At 71.6% G+C, this 16,886-nt stretch carries 19 protein-coding genes; 11 read left to right on the top strand and 8 right to left on the bottom strand.

Annotated features, from left to right (window positions below; all coding sequences use genetic code 11):
• Window positions 1-26: 26 nt before the first annotated feature.
• A complete protein-coding gene (locus ABT093_RS15920) occupies window positions 27-1,379 on the bottom strand; it encodes an MDR family MFS transporter (RefSeq protein WP_350564547.1) in 1,353 nt (450 codons plus the stop codon).
• Between the two features lie 148 nt (window positions 1,380-1,527).
• On the opposite strand from ABT093_RS15920, the gene ABT093_RS15915 reads away from it, so the two are divergent.
• Window positions 1,528-2,286 (top strand): phosphoglyceromutase, encoded by a 759-nt coding sequence (locus ABT093_RS15915; protein WP_350564545.1) that lies wholly within the window; start codon window positions 1,528-1,530, stop codon window positions 2,284-2,286.
• A gap of 82 nt (window positions 2,287-2,368) precedes the next feature.
• On the opposite strand, the gene ABT093_RS15910 is transcribed toward ABT093_RS15915, so the two are convergent.
• The 4 genes from ABT093_RS15910 to ABT093_RS15895 all read right to left on the bottom strand — a co-directional run bounded on the left by ABT093_RS15910 (window position 2,369) and on the right by ABT093_RS15895 (window position 6,511).
• The gene (locus ABT093_RS15910) at window positions 2,369-3,607 is read right to left on the bottom strand and encodes a tyrosine-type recombinase/integrase (RefSeq protein ID WP_350564543.1); all 1,239 of its coding nucleotides are present in this window, start codon (window positions 3,605-3,607) and stop codon (window positions 2,369-2,371) included.
• Window positions 3,608-3,817: 210 nt separating this feature from the next.
• Window positions 3,818-4,048: a helix-turn-helix domain-containing protein gene (locus ABT093_RS15905; protein WP_350564541.1), complete on the bottom strand. Its 231-nt coding sequence runs from the start codon at window positions 4,046-4,048 to the stop codon at window positions 3,818-3,820.
• A gap of 1,209 nt (window positions 4,049-5,257) precedes the next feature.
• The gene (locus tag ABT093_RS15900; RefSeq protein ID WP_350564540.1) at window positions 5,258-5,563 is read right to left on the bottom strand and encodes a helix-turn-helix domain-containing protein; all 306 of its coding nucleotides are present in this window, start codon (window positions 5,561-5,563) and stop codon (window positions 5,258-5,260) included.
• Between the two features lie 546 nt (window positions 5,564-6,109).
• Window positions 6,110-6,511, bottom strand: a complete 402-nt coding sequence (locus ABT093_RS15895) for a hypothetical protein (protein ID WP_350564538.1) — start codon at window positions 6,509-6,511, stop codon at window positions 6,110-6,112.
• Window positions 6,512-6,741: 230 nt separating this feature from the next.
• On the opposite strand from ABT093_RS15895, the gene ABT093_RS15890 reads away from it, so the two are divergent.
• The 4 genes from ABT093_RS15890 (at window position 6,742) to ABT093_RS15875 (ending at window position 9,626) form a co-directional block, all read left to right on the top strand.
• Complete coding sequence (locus ABT093_RS15890; protein WP_350564536.1) at window positions 6,742-7,497, top strand: GntR family transcriptional regulator; 756 nt, start codon at window positions 6,742-6,744, stop codon at window positions 7,495-7,497.
• The gene (locus ABT093_RS15885) at window positions 7,494-8,027 is read left to right on the top strand and encodes a GNAT family N-acetyltransferase (RefSeq protein WP_350564534.1); all 534 of its coding nucleotides are present in this window, start codon (window positions 7,494-7,496) and stop codon (window positions 8,025-8,027) included. Before ABT093_RS15890 ends, ABT093_RS15885 begins: the two co-directional genes overlap by 4 nt.
• Window positions 8,028-8,132: 105 nt before the next feature.
• Window positions 8,133-8,666 (top strand): hypothetical protein, encoded by a 534-nt coding sequence (locus ABT093_RS15880; protein WP_350564532.1) that lies wholly within the window; start codon window positions 8,133-8,135, stop codon window positions 8,664-8,666.
• A 372-nt stretch (window positions 8,667-9,038) separates the two neighbouring features.
• Entirely contained in the window at window positions 9,039-9,626 is a 588-nt protein-coding gene (locus ABT093_RS15875; protein WP_350564530.1) for a lytic polysaccharide monooxygenase, read from the top strand.
• Between the two features lie 137 nt (window positions 9,627-9,763).
• Here the strand turns inward: ABT093_RS15875 and ABT093_RS15870 are convergent, their stop codons facing one another.
• Together ABT093_RS15870 and phoU are read right to left on the bottom strand one after the other, a co-directional pair.
• Window positions 9,764-9,940 carry a hypothetical protein gene (locus ABT093_RS15870; protein WP_350564528.1) on the bottom strand — a complete coding sequence of 59 codons (177 nt, stop codon included), beginning with the start codon at window positions 9,938-9,940 and terminating at the stop codon, window positions 9,764-9,766.
• Window positions 9,941-10,133: 193 nt separating this feature from the next.
• Window positions 10,134-10,817, bottom strand: a complete 684-nt coding sequence (gene phoU / locus ABT093_RS15865) for a phosphate signaling complex protein PhoU (protein ID WP_350564527.1) — start codon at window positions 10,815-10,817, stop codon at window positions 10,134-10,136.
• A 307-nt stretch (window positions 10,818-11,124) separates the two neighbouring features.
• Between phoU and phoR the strand changes: the two genes are divergently transcribed.
• Entirely contained in the window at window positions 11,125-12,405 is a 1,281-nt protein-coding gene (phoR, locus tag ABT093_RS15860) for a two-component system sensor histidine kinase PhoR (protein ID WP_350564525.1), read from the top strand.
• A gap of 2 nt (window positions 12,406-12,407) precedes the next feature.
• The gene (phoP, locus tag ABT093_RS15855; protein ID WP_030305055.1) at window positions 12,408-13,100 is read left to right on the top strand and encodes a two-component system response regulator PhoP; all 693 of its coding nucleotides are present in this window, start codon (window positions 12,408-12,410) and stop codon (window positions 13,098-13,100) included.
• Window positions 13,101-13,189: 89 nt separating this feature from the next.
• On the opposite strand, the gene ABT093_RS15850 is transcribed toward phoP, so the two are convergent.
• Window positions 13,190-13,828, bottom strand: a complete 639-nt coding sequence (locus tag ABT093_RS15850; RefSeq protein WP_350564522.1) for a DUF461 domain-containing protein — start codon at window positions 13,826-13,828, stop codon at window positions 13,190-13,192.
• 417 nt (window positions 13,829-14,245) lie between these two features.
• Here ABT093_RS15850 and ABT093_RS15845 point away from each other — a divergent pair, with 417 nt between their 5' ends.
• From ABT093_RS15845 to ABT093_RS15830, 4 genes are all read left to right on the top strand, one after another.
• The gene (locus ABT093_RS15845) at window positions 14,246-14,728 is read left to right on the top strand and encodes a CarD family transcriptional regulator (RefSeq protein WP_030244332.1); all 483 of its coding nucleotides are present in this window, start codon (window positions 14,246-14,248) and stop codon (window positions 14,726-14,728) included.
• Window positions 14,729-14,987: 259 nt separating this feature from the next.
• A complete protein-coding gene (gene ispD / locus ABT093_RS15840) occupies window positions 14,988-15,746 on the top strand; it encodes a 2-C-methyl-D-erythritol 4-phosphate cytidylyltransferase (RefSeq protein ID WP_350564657.1) in 759 nt (252 codons plus the stop codon).
• The gene (ispF, locus tag ABT093_RS15835; RefSeq protein ID WP_350564520.1) at window positions 15,736-16,236 is read left to right on the top strand and encodes a 2-C-methyl-D-erythritol 2,4-cyclodiphosphate synthase; all 501 of its coding nucleotides are present in this window, start codon (window positions 15,736-15,738) and stop codon (window positions 16,234-16,236) included. The genes ispD and ispF overlap by 11 nt, the downstream gene beginning before the upstream one ends.
• Before the next feature lie 144 nt (window positions 16,237-16,380).
• Window positions 16,381-16,776, top strand: a complete 396-nt coding sequence (locus ABT093_RS15830) for a PPOX class F420-dependent oxidoreductase (RefSeq protein WP_350564519.1) — start codon at window positions 16,381-16,383, stop codon at window positions 16,774-16,776.
• Window positions 16,777-16,886 lie beyond the last annotated feature (110 nt).

The raw sequence follows: 16,886 nt of genomic DNA, 5'->3' as shown, positions 1-16,886 counted from the left end.
AGTACCCGGCCGGGGCCGCTTCCGGTTCAGCCGCCGGCCGGGGCCCGCTGCGGCTCGGCGGCCCGCGCGGTGTCCGGTGCCGCCGGCGCGGGCCGGGCGTCCGCCGGGGCCGCCGCGTCCGCCGAGGTGGCCACCGCCGCCGGCTTCGCCAGCGCCGCCCCCGGCCGCCGGCCGAGCAGGACGTACCCGCCGGCGGCGAGCGTGCCGAGCACCGCGCACGCCCCCCACATCACCCCGCTGCCGGCCCGCTCCAGCAGCACGCCGCCCGCAGCCGGGCCGAGGAACGAGGCGAGCGACCAGGACAGCGAGTAGACGCCCTGGTAGCGGCCGCGCGCCTCGGCCGGGGACAGCTCGGCGACCAGGCCCATCATGGTCGGCGCGTTCAGGATCTCGCCGAGCGTCCAGACCGCCACGGTGAACGCGTAGAACCAGGCCGAGGAGCCGGCCAGCGCGGTCAGCCCGAAGCCCCAGCCGATGAGCAGCGCGCTGGCGACCAGCAGGGCCGTCCGGTCCCGCCCCTCCATCCACCGGGTGACCGGGATCTGGAGCACCACGATGAGCAGGCCGTTGAGACCGATCACCAGGCCGTACTGGCTGGAGGTGATGCCGGCCCGGCCCATGTCCACGGCCAGCGTGGTCGAGCCCTGCTGGGCGACCAGGGCGAGCAGCAGGTTGAGCACCACCACCGCCATGAAGCGGCCGTCCCGGAACACCTCGGCCAGGCCGATCGCCGGCCGGGCCTTCGGTCCGCCCTGGGCCGCGGCGGGCGCCTGGGGCCGGGTCTCGGGGATGCGCACGAAGATGACCACCGCGCAGATCACCGTGGACAGCGCGTCCAGCAGGAAGAGCGTGAGGTAGCCGTGGGTGGCGATCAGTCCGGCGACCGCCGCGGAGAGGCCGAAGCCGATGTTGATCGCCCAGTAGTTCAGCGAGAAGGCGCGCACCCGGTCCTCGGCCGGCACGATGTCCGCGATGATCGCCGAGGTCGCGGGGCGGGTGGCGTTGTTGCAGAAGCCGACCAGGAAGGCGACCACCGCGATGGCCACCTGCCCGTCGCTGAAGCCGAGCAGCGCGGTGAACAGGGCGGTGCCGAGCTGGGCGGCGACCAGCGTCGGCCGCCGCCCGATCCGGTCCGCCAGCACGCCGGCGACGACGGAGGCGATCGCCGAGCCGAGGCCGAACAGCGAGGCGACCAGGCCCGCGTACGAGGCCGAGTAGCCCCGGTCGGTGGTCAAGTAGAGTGCGAGAAAAGTGACCACGAACGCGCCGAGCTTGTTGATCAGCGTGCTGGTCCACAGCCACCAGAACTGGCGCGGAAGCCCGCTCACCGCCTCGGCGACGGCTCTGGTGGCACGGGTGGGCAGGGGCGAGTCGGGCATGTGGGGGCTCCCGGGCAGGCGGATGTCCGCTGAGCCGTACGGGCAGGACCGCTCAGCAGGAGGGTAAGAGTCTCTGGCGCGGAGCACACCTTACCTGCCGGGCGAGGCCCCGACCAGGGGTTTTCCGGGCTCCACTAAGCTGGGGGCCATGGCTGACACGACGTACCGACTCATCCTGCTCCGCCACGGTGAGAGCGAGTGGAACCAGAAGAACCTGTTCACCGGTTGGGTCGACGTCGACCTCAACGAGAAGGGCGAGAAGGAGGCCGCGCGCGGTGGCGAGCTGCTCGCCGCCGAGGGCTTCCTCCCGGACGTGCTGCACACCTCGCTGCTGCGCCGGGCCATCCGCACCTCGCAGATCGCCCTGGACAAGGCCGACCGCCACTGGATCCCGGTCAGCCGCAGCTGGCGCCTGAACGAGCGGCACTACGGCGCGCTCCAGGGCAAGGACAAGGCCCAGACCCTGGCCGAGTTCGGCGAGGAGCAGTTCCAGCTCTGGCGCCGCTCCTACGACACCCCGCCGCCGGTGCTGGCCGACGACTCCGAGTACTCGCAGGCCGGTGACGCCCGCTACGCCGGGATCCCGAGCGAGCTGCGTCCGCGCACCGAGTGCCTCAAGGACGTCGTCGAGCGGATGCTCCCGTACTGGTACGACGCCATCGTCCCGGACCTCGCCGCCGGCCGGACCGTCCTGGTGACCGCCCACGGCAACAGCCTGCGCGCGCTGGTCAAGCACCTCGACGGCATCTCCGACGCCGAGATCGCCGGCCTCAACATCCCGACCGGCATCCCGCTGGTCTACGAGCTGGACGCCGACTTCAAGCCGACCGTCCCGGGCGGCCGCTACCTCGACCCGGAGGCCGCCGCCGCCGCGATCGAGGCGGTCAGGAACCAGGGCAAGAAGTAAGCCACTTGCCGAAACGGCCCCCCACCTGCGCGTTCGGCGCCGGGTGAGGGGCCGTTGTCATTCCCGGGCCGTCTGTGGGCCGTCAGCCTTCGTGATCTTGAATCCCGAAGACGCCTTCGATCGCCTTCCGGGCCCGGTCCCGACTGTCCGGCAGCAGGTGCGCGTACACCCGCAGCGTCAGCCCCGGATCGGCGTGCCCCAGGTACTCGCTGACGACCTTGATGCTCTCCCCGGCGTCCAGCAGCACCGAGGCGTAGAAGTGCCGCAGCGCGTGCATGCCGTGCTCCCGAGCGGCGGCGTGGGACTCCCCCTTGACCCGGGGCGGGATCACCCCGGCGGAGGCCAGCGCGGGCTTCCAGTAGTCCTCGTTGAGCATGCCGCGCCAGACGATCGAGTCCGACAGGCTGGTGAAGATCAGCTGCTTGGTGACTGGCGGCCCTCCGGTCTTCATCCACGGCAGGGTGATCTCCACCGGCGGGAAGCGCTCGATGTGGGCCCGGAGCACGTCCGCCACCGGCCCGGGGAGCGGCACGCTCCGCAGCGTCCCGCCCTTCGGCGGGGCGAACACCGGCTTGCTGAGGCTGAGCTTCAGCTGCTGGGTGACGTGCACCGTGCCCGCGTCGAAGTCGAGCGCGTCCACGGCCAGGCCGAGGATCTCGCCCTGCCGCAGCCCGCAGCCGGCGCCCACGTCGACCGTCGCCCGGTACCGCTCGGCCATCGCGGCCCGAACGGCGAACACCCGGTCCGGCTGCCACGGGACGACCCGCTTCGACCCGACGACCGGCGGCTTGACCGTCTGCGCCGCGCACGGGTTCCTGGGCAGGTGACCGTCGTCCACGGCCGCGCTCAGCACGGCACGGACGTTGGAGAAGATGACGCGGGCGTACGAGCCGGAGATGCCCGACGTCTCCAACTGCGCCACGAACTCCCGGATGTGGCCCGGCTGGAACGACCCGAGCGGCCGGGCGCCGATCCGCGGGAAGGCGTGCAGCCGGAGCTGCGAGCGCATCGACGCCTGCGTGTTGGGGTCGCTGGTCTGGCTCTGCAGCCAGTGTTCGGCGAACTCCTGGAACGTGGTCTTCGCCGCTGCCGGGTCGAGGTACTGCCCGCGCGACATGTCGGCTTCGATCCGGGCCAGCCAGTCCTCTGCCAGCCGCTTCTGGCGGTCGGGGAAGCTCTTGCTCTTCTCGGTGCCGTCGGGCGCGACGTAGCGGGCGCGGTACCGCTTGCCGGTGCCGTAGCGGTCGGTGCGGACGCGGTGGGGCTTGCCGTCGGGGCCGGTCTCGGTCTTGTACCAGCGGTCTTGGATGTGGCCGGCCATGGGCCGCTCCTCGGGTTCGAAGGGTGGGTGTGGGCGGGCAGGGAGGGAGGCACCCGGGGCGGTGTTGGGCGGTGGATCCGGGGTGTTCGGGAGGGCGCGTGGGCGCCTCCCTGCCTCCCTGTGGCGGTGTCGCTGCTGATCAGGGGCTATGTGGTGGTCAGGGAGGCGGGGAGGGAGTTCTCCCTGCCTCCCTGGCGGGTCCCTGGTGGTTCAGGCGGCGTCGCGGGTCTGTTCGGTGACCCATTGGGCGACGGCGTCGGGGTGGTAGCGGAGGTGGCGGCCGACGCGGAAGGCGGGCGGGCCGGTGCGCTTGCGGCGCCACTGGTAGAGCGTTTCGAGCGGGACAGCGAAGAGGGAGGCGACGTCCTCGGGGGTGAGGAAGCGGGCGGGGAGGGCGGTCACGGCGGGTGGGGCGGCGGCGGGGGTGCTGCGGTTGGTCACGGGCCTCTCCTCGGGGCGGTTGCGGCGGGTGTCAGGCCGGGTGTCAGGGGGCGGTGTCAGGTGCCGTCAGCGGTGGTCTGACACCGCGTCTGCCTAGGGGTTCGGGTGTCAGCGGGTGTCAGGCGTCAGGGGGTGTCAGAGCGGCTGGCGGCGGCCGGAGCGGGGCCGAGCGCGGTGCCTGGTGCCTAGCGACCGGGAGCGGGGTGCCGGGCCGGGCTGCGGGCGTTTCCGGGGGTTCGGCCGACGGGGGCGCTAGACGCTAGGCGGCTGGTCAGGGGCGGCTTTGCTCGCTAGCGGGCTTGCTAGGTCTAGCGAGGGTGGACGCTAGGCCCGGTAGCGGTTCCGGGGCCCGGCCGGTGCGCGGCGGGGAGGGGCAGGGCTTCGAGCGGCGGCTGTGCTGTCCTAGGCGCGGATTTCTGCGTCACCGCGACACCAGCGTCACGCAGGGCCTCTGACCTGCTGTTTTGCGGTGACGCAGCGAATTCGGGGATCGGCCCCTGCGTCACCGGGTGACGCGGGCTGCGTCCACGCCCATGACGTGCGACGGCTCCCGTTGGCGTGGGTTGTCCGAGGTGCGGATTTCTGCGTCATTGCGACATCAGCGTCATGCGGGCCTGTGACCTGGGGTTTTGGATGACGCAGTGGCCGGGCTCTGCGTCATCGGTGCGTCATGGGCTGCGTCATGGCATGTCGCACATGTCGCAGGATGACGCAGTGGTTGCCGTCTGCGTCATGGTCGTTGGTGCAGGTCAGGTGCTGTTTTCCGGCTCGCATGACGTACATGTCGCAGCGTTCTCCTACTTAGGAAAAGAGGAGGGCGCTGTTGTAGGTGGGGGCGGGTCGTGCGACGCGATGCCGGGGGTGACGCAGACCGCGTTGGCGGGTGACGCGGTGACGCAGAGGTGACGCAGGAACGGCCGTCTGCGTCACCCTTGTTGTCGCAGGTCAGAGGCCGTCTTTGGGCCCGGGGTGACGCGGTGACGCAGAGCTTCCCTTCTTAGGAAAAGAAGAAGGGGCTGTTCTGGTACTGGCGCGTGCCTCAGGGCGTAATGAGGAGCCGCTGCGCGGCACGACCTTCGGCGGCTTCGCCGAACAGCAAGAGGAGCACCCGTCTGCGGGGAGCCCGGTGCTCTTCTTGCTTGTCCGGCCGCGCCGGGCGTCCAGTTCGCTGGGCACCCGGCGGCCGCTTCCGGGCGGGCGGTGGGGCGGTCAGCTGCGGGGCGTGGTCCAGGGGGACCGCTCCCGGCTGCTGGACGGAGCTGCGGCGGCGACGGCGGACAGGCCGGCGGGCAGTCCGGTGGCGTCCAGGTAGGCGCGGAAGGCGTCGCGGGGGACGCGGACCTGGCCCCGGCCGTTGCCGACCCGGTAGGTGGCCAGTCGCCCACTGCGGGCCATGCGCCACACGGTCTCCTGCGACAGCCTCAGGGCGAACGCGACCTGGGGCACCGTCAGGTAGTCCGTCGGGTCCGGGTTCGCGAGGGGGGTCGGGTCGGTGGTCGGCGACGGGGTGTTCATGCGGGTCTCCTCGGTCGGTCGGTGGGGCGGGAATGGGGTCTGGCTGGATGCTCACCGACGCTCACGGGCGCTCACGACGACGCGTTCGCCGCCCACGTGGGCGCCGGTTTCGGGAAGCAGGAGTCCGCGCCGCTCATGGGTCGGGAGGCGGGCGGGAAGTCGGGGTGTTCACCGGTGAGCGGGTCGGCTGTCGGTCGGCTCGTTGCCGCTGGTCAGTGGGCGACCGATGCAGTTCCGTAAAGGGCGGGAAGTGCTTCCGGGAACGCGGGAACGGTCGGAGGGAACGCCGGGAACGGCTGCCGGGGAGTCGGGTGAACGGTCGGCTGTTCACCGCACCGGTCGGGTACGCGTATCCGGGGCGTACTCGCGTACCCGGGTACGTACTTCGCGCTGGTGAACGGCGGTGAACGGTGGTGAACTCCGCGTCGGCCAGCGGGCGGTGTACCCGCCGGACGGACCGGTCGGGTACGCCTCCGGGTACACCGGGTACGCCGTACCCGGCCGGGCCGGTGAGCGCCTGGTGAGCGCTCGCCGGTGGCGGGGTGCTCACCCGACGCGCGCAGCCTCCGGGGCGGCGACGCCGAAGATGTGGGTGATGACCGTGCCGAGGCTCACCGCGAACGCGTGAAGGTTGGACGAGCGGCGGCCGGTGTACACGTCCATGGCCATGTCGGCGAAATCCTCAGCCACGTCCAGGCCGGTCTGCGCCATGGTGAACCACAGGCACTCCATGATCTTGGACTCGTTGCCGGACTCCAGGTCCTCCCGCATCAGCGTCGAGCCGGGGGTGAACAGCAGACGGCCGAGGATCTCCGCGAACGACAGGTGCAGGGTCATCTGCACCGCCACGCGCGGGGCGCTCTCGCCGTCGTCCGGGTCGCCGAAGACGCTCACCTGGGAGCGGACGGGGCCGACGGTCAGTGGCTGGGTGGCGAGCGAAGCGTGCATGATGGAACTCCCTTCACTGGGGCATGGAGCGGCGTGCTGACTTGGCGGTTTGAGCGCCGCTCCATGGCAAGTCCTGGCATCGTCTGCATTGTCCGAACAATGCTGCCGGTGAAGAGATTGGCACGCTCGGCGACCAGTGGTCAAGCACATCGTTCGCATTGACTAGACAATGCGCCGTGAGCTGCTGTTTCATGGTCTGCATGTCAGCGATGCGATCTGGGCGAGCGCCCATGTACCAGCAGATCTCCGACGCGCTGAGGCAGAAGATCGCGGATGGGACGCTCCTGGCTGGCGCGCAGTTGCCGACCGAAGCGGACCTGATCGCGCAGTTCGGCGTCGGGCGTGGAACCGTGCGGCAGGCACTCGGCGCGCTGGTCAACGAAGGCTTGGTCGTGCCGATGAGGCCCCGGGGCTACTTCGTGAAGGAGCGCCAGCCCATGGTGTTCCGGCCGCAGGCCGAGTTCCGCAAGCGCCCCTACTCGGCCGAGATGGACGCCTTCGTCACGGAGCACTCGGCGGACGGGCGAAAGCCGCGCCAGCTCATCGAGGTGGCCATCGTGGAGCCTGCGCCGGACATTGCGAAGCGCCTGCACCTCGAGGCCGGAGAGCTTGCCGCGGTGCGTCGGCGGATCCGCTGGCTCGACGGCGAGCCGTTCAACGTCAACGACAGCTACTTCCCACTGGACATCGTCCGGGACTCCGAGATCATGCGGCCGGAGGACATTACGCGCGGCGCCAACGAGGTGCTGGCGGAGCTGGGCTATCGGCAGGTGCGGGCGCTCGACGAGCTGTACGTGCGAATGCCGACTCCCGACGAAGCGCATCGCCTTGAGCTGGGGCCGGGAAGTCCCGTCGCCTACCACGTCTGCACCGGCTTCACGGCGAACGGCCGGCCGGTGCGCGTTGCGGTAACCGTTCTGCCGGGCGACCGGCACGTCATCTCGTATGAGCGGCACTGGGAGCAGCCGCAGGACGGTGCCGAATGACCGGGGTGGAGATGCGAGCGGCCACGTTGGACGAACTTCCCCTGGTTGAGGAGCTGCTGACCGGCGCGGGCGCGTGGCTGGCGTCGCTCGGGAGTGACCAGTGGCAGTTCCCGCCGCGTCGGGAACGGCTGCTCGACTCGATGGGCCGGGGGGAGTGCTTCATAGCCTTCCGTGACGGCGAGCCGGTTGGAACACTGACCGTGGACGAGCAGGCGGATCCGGAGTTCTGGGAGGCTGCCGACGAACCGGAGGCGGCACTGTATGTGCACCGGATGGCCATTGCCCGCGCGGTGGCTGGCCAGGCCGTAGGCGCTCAGATGCTGGGCTGGGCAGCGGCCCGCGCGGCGGCTGCGGGCAAGTCCTCCCTTCGGCTCGATGCGTGGAAGACGAACCCTGGGTTGCACCGGTACTACCTGGCGCAGGGCTTCGCGCTGGTGCGGACTGTGGACCTGCCCCACCGGCAGTCGGGTGCGCTCTTCGAGAAGACGGTCGACGGCCTGGCGGCTCATTGGCAGGGGTTCTCTGGTTGATCCGCGATGCGGACGCTTGTTTCCGTACTCCGGGTTCCCAACGATTCGATTTCGGCCTGTTGCCTGCCTACTCACGGAGACGGCCTGGGCTGACACGATGTGCCCGTGACTTTGACTCCTGCGGTTGCGGCCCTCTTGGGGGCGCTCATTGGCGGTATGGGAACGTTGGCGAGCGCTGTGTTGACACAGAAGGCTACGAAGAGTCGAGAGCATGAGCTTCGGCTATGGGAGCGGCAGGCGGCCGTCTACGAGGACGTGCTAATAGCAGTTCGCGGGTTCGCGGTATCTCGACGGGAAATGGTTCGGACGGGAGCGCCTGGCGAGTTCAACGCCCATGAGCACCTGTCTGAAGCCTCGGCTCGGGTGTTCTCGAAGCTGGAGATCTATGGCTCAAGGCAGGCCGTTGAGGCGTTCGGAGTGACGTTTGAACGGGAGAAGGCGTTCTTTATTGCCATCCTTGACTGGATGGGGCAACGCGAACCAGTTCCTGAGGGGCAGACGCCCTCCCGGCCGCCAGTCGAAGGGGCCGACCCGCTCTGGGATCGCGTCCTGGGGGCCGAGAAGGCTTGCCTGTTGGCGGATGACGCGCTCAGCAACGTGCTGAGGGGCGAGATGAGGCGGCAGCGGCCGGGACGCTGAGGCGTATGCGCTGGGCCGTCTGTGGGCCGTTCGGCGCCGATCAAGGGTGGCCAACGATGACAACTACCGACGGCTCGATCCCAGGTCAGGGGCCCTTGGTCAGCCCCGAAGAATCGACAGGCCAAACCCAGGGCAAGAAGTAACCCGCACCGGCCGTCGAGGGCCCCGCTCCCCGTTCGGGGGCGGGGCCCTTCGCGTTCAACTCACCTGTGCATGGGGTGAGTTCGCCGTGTCGCAGAAATGGTTCAGACCATTGACGGCCCCGGTGGCGGCTCCTACGGTGTGAGCGCCGACCCGGCGCGGGCATGCCGGCCCCCACGCACGCGTGTCCGTGCCCGGCGCACTCTCCATCCACCCCCACGGAGGAGCATCATGCGCACACGTCATGTCGTCGGAGCCGTCGTGGCCGCCCTCGCGGTGCCGGTCGCGGTCGCCCTTCCGGCGCAGTCGCACGGCTACATCACCACCCCGCCCAGCCGGGCCGCGCTCTGCGGCGCGGGCACGGTGACCAACTGCGGCGCGATCCGCTGGGAGCCGCAGAGCGTCGAGGGGCCGAAGGGCTTCCCGGCCTCGGGACCGGCCGACGGCCTCATCTGTGCCGGAGGCAACAGCCGCTTCGCCGAGCTGGACGACCCGCGCGGCGGCGCCTGGCCGGCCACCGCCGTCTCCGCGGGCCAGCGGCTGACCTTCACCTGGCGGTTCACCGCCCGGCACGCCACCTCGGGCTTCCGGTACTACCTGACCAAGCCCGGCTACAGCGCCTCGCAGAAGGTCACCCGGGCCAACCTGGAGCTGACCCCGTTCCTGAACGTCCCCTACAACGGCACCCAGGTGCCCAGCACACTCAGCCACACCGCGACCCTGCCCTCCGGCCGGACCGGCCACCAGGTGGTCGTCGCGGTCTGGGACGTCGCGGACACCGGCAACGCCTTCTACTCCTGCACGGACGTCACGTTCTGAGACCCGCCCCGCTGACCCCGCCGGCGCCCCGGCGGTGAGGAGACCGGGGTGCACGGCCGTCTCCCACGGCAGCCGTGCACCCCGGAGCTCCACGGTGGCACCGGGGGAGGGACGAACGGGTGGTCCCCGGCGGCCCCTCAGTGGCCGCAGCAGCCGCCGTCGACCCCGCCGCACTGGCAGGGGGCGCCGGACTGGCAGCCACAGCCGCAGCCCGGACCGCAGCCGCAGCCGGCCGCGAGGACGGGCAGCAGCTTCGGGGCGGGCGTTTCGATGGTCTCGGGAGCCGATGCCGGGCCGGTCGGGTGTGCCTTCATCGTGCTGACCCCTCCTTCTGGCGGGCACACCACGGTGCCCTACGGATTCGAGTGAAACCGCCGACCGGAGGGAGCGTCAACGGGCGCGCAGTGGTGGGGAGTACGGCTTCCCGTGCTCCTCCACCACCCCGGCCCGGGGTTTACCCACCCCCGGGAAGAAGGGCCGTCCCGGGGACGGCGGGCCGCCCGGAGGTCACTCCGCCTCGGCGGCGGCCTCGGTCGCCGCGACGAACTCCTCCACGTGCTCGCCGGTCACCAGGTACACCACGCGCTTGGCCACCGAGACCGCGTGGTCGGCGAAGCGCTCGTAGTAGCGGCCGACCAGGGTGACGTCCACCGCGGTCTCGATGCCGTGGTGCCAGCGCTCGTCGATGAGGTGCGCGAACAGCTCGCGGTGCAGCGCGTCGATCGCGTCGTCGTCCTGCTCCAGCTCCAGCGCCTTGTCGACGTCCTTGGTGGCGATCACCAGGCCGGCCTTGGCCACCAGCCGCTGGGCGAGCTGACCCATCTCCAGGACGGTCGCGTGCAGGTCGCCGGGGACGGCCGACGCCGGGTAGCGGAGCCGCGCCACCTTGGCGACGTGCCGGGCGAGGTCGCCGCAGCGCTCCAGGTCGGAGCTCATCCGCAGCGAGGTGACGACGATGCGCAGGTCGGTGGCGACCGGCTGCTGACGGGCGAGCAGGTCGATCGCCCGGTTCTCCAGCTCGTGGTGCAGGTCGTTGATCTTCTCGTCGGCGGCGATCACGCTCTCCGCCAGCGCCAGGTCCGCGTCGAGGAGTGCGGTGGTGGCCCGCCCGAGGGCCGAACCGACGAGCCGGGCCATCTCGACCAGGCTGTCGCCGATCGAGTCGAGTTCCTCGTGGTACGCGTCGCGCATGCTCTCTCCTCAGTAGCTGTGTCGGTGGCGGTGCCGACCGGTCATCCGGTACGACGGTCAGTAGGACGTACGGATGGCCGCTGCTGGTGGCGCGCATCGTACGCGCACACCCGGGGCGACGGGCGGCCGTTTGGCCGGGCCGCCCCTCCCACACGGGCTCCGGCGCCCACTGTGGGCCGTCCGGGCGACCACGCACGACCCGTTCGGTGAACCGACAGCTACCTGAAGGTGAATTCTCGGCAACGTGCGGCCGATCCCTTGATCGAGCCCGTGGGGAGCGCCCTCACCGTGCGCTTAGGCTGGCGGTATGGACGTGAACGTGGCCGCCGCCGCTGCCTGCGCCATAGCCGGGCTCGGCGTCGGCCTCACGGCCTCGATCGCCTTCCGTTGGAGCGAGCGCGAGCAGGCCAGGGGCAGGTACGGCGGAACCAACCGGAACCAGGGCCGTCACCAGGGCCTCCCGGCGCAGGAACCCCCGCTGCCCCCGGGGGTCGACACCGTTCTCTCCGTGCTGCGCTCCTGCGCGATCGTCCTCGGCGAGAGCGACGACGTGGTCAAGGCCAGCTCGGCGGCGTACGCGATGGGCCTGGTGCGCGGCGGCGCGGTCGCCGTCGACCAGCTGCTCGCGCTGGCCCGCTCCACCCGCCGGGACGGCGAGATCCGCCAGCTCGATCTGGAGCTGCCCCGCCCGGGCGCGGCGCGCGCCGCCGAACCGCTCGCGGTCTCGGCCCGGGTCGCCCCGCTGGGCTCCCGGCTGGTCCTGGTGCTGGTCGAGGACCAGACCGAGCGCCGCCGGGTGGAGGCCGTCCGCCGCGACTTCGTGGCCAACGTCAGCCACGAGCTCAAGACCCCGGTCGGCGCGCTCTCGCTGCTCTCCGAGGCGGTCGCGGACGCGGCCGACGACCCGGAGGCGGTGCAGCGCTTCGCGGGCCGGATGCAGATCGAGGCGACCAGGCTGGCCAGCCTGGTCCAGGAGATCATCGACCTCTCCCGGGTCCAGGACGACCGGCTGATGGTCGACCCGGAGCCGGTCGCGGTGGACGAGCTGATCGCCGAGGCGATCGACCGCTGCCGCCAGCAGGCCGCCGCCAAGCAGATCCTCATCGCGGCCGGCGGCATCGCCGGCCTCTACCTGCACGGCAACCGCGGCCAGCTCGCCGCCGCGCTCGGCAACCTCGTCGAGAACGCCGTCAACTACAGCCCGCCGCGGACCAGGGTCGCGATCGCCACCCGCCGGATCTCCAGCGCCGCCGCGCTGGGCGAGGCCGACGGCGAGCTCATCGAGATCTCGGTGACCGACCAGGGCATCGGCATCTCCGAGAAGGACCGCGAGCGGGTCTTCGAACGGTTCTACCGGGTCGACCCCGCACGCTCCCGGCAGACCGGCGGCACCGGCCTCGGCCTGTCCATCGTCAAGCACGTGGCCGCCTCGCACGGCGGCACCGTGTCGGTGTGGAGCGTCGAGGGCCAGGGCTCCACCTTCACCCTCCGCCTGCCCGCCGGGCAGGCCCCCGTGGACCGCCCCCGTGCGGGGGAGTCCGCGCATTCCCTGTCAGAAACAACCCCCCAGCTTGCCCCGGAGGCCTGATCGTGACCCGAGTACTGGTGGTCGAGGACGAGGAGTCGTTCAGCGACGCCCTCTCGTACATGCTCCGCAAGGAGGGCTTCGAGGTGGCCATCGCCGCCACCGGCCCGGACGCGCTGGAGCAGTTCGAACGCAACGGCGCCGACCTCGTCCTGCTCGACCTGATGCTGCCGGGGCTGCCCGGCACCGAGGTCTGCCGCCAGCTGCGGGTGCGCTCCAACGTGCCGGTGATCATGGTCACCGCCAAGGACAGCGAGATCGACAAGGTGGTCGGTCTGGAGATAGGCGCGGACGACTACGTCACCAAGCCCTACTCCACCCGTGAGCTGGTCGCCCGGATCCGCGCGGTGCTGCGCCGCCGCGGCGAGAACGAGGGCCCCGGCGACGGCGGCGGCCCCGGCGCGCTGGAGGCGGGCCCGGTCCGGATGGACGTCGACCGGCACGTGGTGACCGTGGACGGCGCCAAGGTCGACCTGCCGCTCAAGGAGTTCGACCTGCTGGAGATGCTGCTGCGCAACGCCGGCCGGGTGCTCACCCGGATGCAGCTGATCGACCGGGTCTGGGGCGCCGACTACGTCGGCGACACCAAGACGCTGGACGTCCACGTCAAGCGGCTGCGGGCGAAGATCGAGCCGGACCCGGGCGCCCCGCGCTACCTGGTCACGGTGCGCGGCCTCGGCTACAAGTTCGAGCCGTAAACCCGGGCTCCCGGCCCCACCGACGCGAACGCCCCTCCGGCACCGGCCGGAGGGGCGTTCGCGTCTCTGCGGTGCGACGGCGCCGGGCCTCAGTGGGCGGCCGGGACCGCCGGGGCCGAGGAGGTGGTGCCGGCGGCCGGGGCGTGGGCGCCCGCGGCCGGAGTGGTGGCACCCGCGGCCGGGGTGGCGGCCTTGGTCGGCGCGGCCGCCGGGGCGGTCGGGCCGAAGCCCTTGTACAGGTCCTTGTTCGGGCTGACCTGGGCCTGGGCGTCCAGCTTCTCGTGGTTCTTGAACGTGAAGGAGGTCGCCACGTAGCCGCCCACGGTCACGGTGGTGGAGGCGACCTTGGCGGTCGGGTTGCCCGGACCGCCGAGCAGCACCGCGCCGCCGGCCGGGACGGAGATGCTGGTCAGCGGGGCGCCCGTGGCGTCGGTGAAGGCGGCGGGGGCACCACCGGCGACGGTGACGGCCTGCAGCTCGAGCACCTCGGACCCGGTGTTGCTGATGTTCACCGTCACGTTGGCGGGGCCGGTGTGCTCGCCGGAGGACTCGTCCCCGGTGACCACGACGATGTTGTTCAGCAGGACGTCGGTGCCCAGGGTGGCGGACACGTTGTCCGGCTTGATCTGCAGGGTCTCCGGGGTGTTCCCGGCGGCGCAGGAGGACAACGAGGCGATGGCCAGGGCGGCGAGGGCGGCGATGCTGCCGCGTCGAAGGCTGCGGCTCACGGCGGCGGCTTCTCCTAAGTCACGTGTCGGAAGGTCAGGTCTCAGATTATCGACCTCGCTTATGCCGTCCTCACGGGGTGGTCCCTTCGTGTCGCGCGCCAGGTGCGGACGGGGCGCCCGGACGGCGGCACGTCCGCGTGTTCAGGTCAAGGGCCGACCAAGATCGGATCACGATCCGGAAACGACCCGATAAACGGTGAAAGCTCAAGATCAAATCACGGTTTCGGGAGTGTTGCCAGGGGTTTCGGCGAGCGGCGGAACCGCCTCCGACCTGCGGGAAGCCCTCCTCGAACACCGGTCGCAGCACGTCATGGGGGTCCTTGTCAAGCCCCGAGACCGGCCCTGACCTGCGAAAACGCCCTTCGGGTGCGCCGAAAAGCGTGTTATTCTGGAAAGCCACGGAAGGGGTCCTGTCACATGACGTTCAAGGTTGGCGACACGGTGGTCTACCCCCATCACGGGGCCGCGCTGATCGAGGCCATCGAAATTCGCCAGATCAAAGGTGTGGACAAGACCTACCTGGTGCTCAAGGTGCAGCAGGGAGACCTGACGCTCCGCGTGCCCGCCGAGAACGCGGAGTTCGTCGGCGTGCGCGATGTGGTCGGCCAGGAGGGTCTGGACCGGGTCTTCGAGGTGCTCCGCGCACCGTACACCGAAGAGCCGACCAACTGGTCCCGTCGCTACAAGGCGAACCTGGAGAAGCTCGCCTCGGGCGACGTCATCAAGGTCGCCGAGGTCGTGCGCGACCTGTGGCGCCGCGAGCGCGAGCGCGGTCTCTCCGCCGGCGAGAAGCGCATGCTCGCCAAGGCGCGCCAGATCCTCGTCAGCGAGCTCGCGCTGGCGGAGAACACCAACGAGGACAAGGCGGAGACGCTGCTCGACGAGGTGCTCGCCTCGTAGCGGCCGTCCGCTCCACAACGCTCACAGCGCCCGATGCCGGCGCGCCGCCCACCGGACCGACGGTCCGCGGGTGGTGCAGTGGCACTTCGGGCGCTGAGGCGTGTCCGGACGACGCCCCCGCACCCGAGCGGCCCGGTCGGCCTCGGGTCTGCATGACCGTTTCTGCTCATGTCGCGGGCGGAAGACGGTGGTGCTTCGGAAGGGGTCCGCGCCCGTCGTGCACGCCATGGCCATACCCACTTCGCCGAAGGAGTGAAACCTGAACGCCACAGCAGCAGTCGCAGCAGCAGTGGTGCCCGCCGCCGGCCGCGGTGAGCGCCTGGGGCCGGGGGCCCCCAAGGCCCTGCGTGAACTGGGCGGCGTGCCGCTCCTGGTGCACGCCGTCCGGGCGCTGACCCGCAGCCGCGCGGTCGGCCTGGTCGTGGTCGCCGCCCCCGCCGACGGGGTGGCCGAGGTGGTCGCCCTGCTCGACAGCCACGGCCTTGAGGGCAAGGACATCCGGGTGGTGGCCGGCGGGGCGACCCGCCAGGAGTCGGTCCGGCTGGGCCTGGCCGCCATCCCGGCCGAGGTCGGCATCGTGCTGGTGCACGACGCGGCCCGCCCGCTGGTCCCGGTCGAGGTGGTGGACGCGGTGGCCTCCGCCGTCCGGGCCGGGGCCGAGGCGGTGGTGCCGGCGGTGCCGCTGGCCGACACCATCAAGCGGGTCGAGCCGGTGCCGGGCGGGCCCGAGCCGGTGCTCGACACGCCCGACCGGGCCACCCTGCGCGCGGTGCAGACCCCGCAGGGCTTCCGCCGGGAGACGCTGGCCGGGGTGCACGCCAAGGCGCTGGCCGAGGAGGGCGCGGCGGACGGGACCGGCCTGCCGCCGGTCACCGACGACGCGGGCCTGGTCGAGCGGTTCGGCGGCCGGGTGGTCGTGGTGCCCGGGCACGAGGAGGCGTTCAAGGTGACCCGTCCGCTGGACCTCGTTCTCGCCGAGGCCGTACTCGCCCGCCGGAGGGCCGCCGATGCCTACTGACCCGCACACCCCCGTCGTCCCCCGGATCGGGATCGGCACCGACGTGCACGCCTTCGAGGCCGGTCGCCCGCTGTGGGTGGCCGGGCTGGAGTGGCCGGGCGCCGAGGCCGGCCTGGCCGGGCACTCGGACGCCGACGTGGCCGCCCACGCCGCCTGCGACGCGCTGTTCTCGGCCGCCGGGATCGGCGACCTGGGCGCGCACTTCGGCACCGACCGGCCGGAGTGGGCCGGGGCGTCCGGGGTGACGCTGCTCGGCGAGGCGGCCCGGCTGGTGCGCGCGGCGGGCTTCGAGATCGGCAACGTCGCGATCCAGGTGATCGGGGTCCGGCCGAAGATCGGCAAGCGCCGGGCGGAGGCGCAGGCCGCGCTCGGCGCCGCGGTCGGCGCCCCGGTCTCGGTCTCCGGCACCACCACCGACGGGCTCGGGCTGACCGGGCGCGCCGAGGGGCTCGCGGCGATCGCCACCGCGCTGGTGTACGAGCGGCCCTGACCTCCGCGGAGGGCGGCCGGGAACAATCCCCGGCTGACGGGTGTTCACCGGGCGTTGCGCGGGCCCGAGTCGATAGTGTTCGGGTCGGGCCCGCGCGGGCTTCCCCCTCGGGCCGTACCAGCTGCCGACGAGATGAGGTTTCCGATGAGCGCCCAACTCTCCGACCAGGCCAAGGCCCTGCTCGACGCCAAGAGCTTCGCCGTGGTCTCCACGATCCAGCCCGACGGCAGCCCCCAGTCCTCCGTGGTCTGGGTGAAGCGCGACGGCGAGGACATCCTGTTCTCCACCGTCGAGGGGCGCCGCAAGCACCTCAACCTGGTGAAGGACCCGCGGGTCTCGCTGGTGGTCAACCCGCCGGAGAGCCCGTACACCTACCTGGAGGTGCGCGGCGAGGTCACCCTGACCCGCGAGGGCGGCCGGGAGCTGATCGACGAGCTGGCCCGCAAGTACCAGGACGCGGAGTCGTACGGCTACGACGGCCCGGACGACGTGCGGGTGGTCGTCCGGATCACCCCGCGGAAGGTGGTCGGCTCGATCTGAGCCACCGGCGCGGCGGGGGAGGCCCCGGGGCATCACCCGGCGGAAAAGGTTCCGTCGGGGGCCTTGACATTCCGGAATGTCGCGGGGCACCCCCTGCTGCCCACTACGCT

Source organism: Kitasatospora sp. NPDC002551 (genome assembly GCF_040296005.1).
GTDB lineage: Bacteria > Actinomycetota > Actinomycetes > Streptomycetales > Streptomycetaceae > Kitasatospora.
The sequence above is the reverse complement of the archived record's forward strand: the minus strand, read 5'-3'. Positions and strand labels throughout refer to the sequence as shown.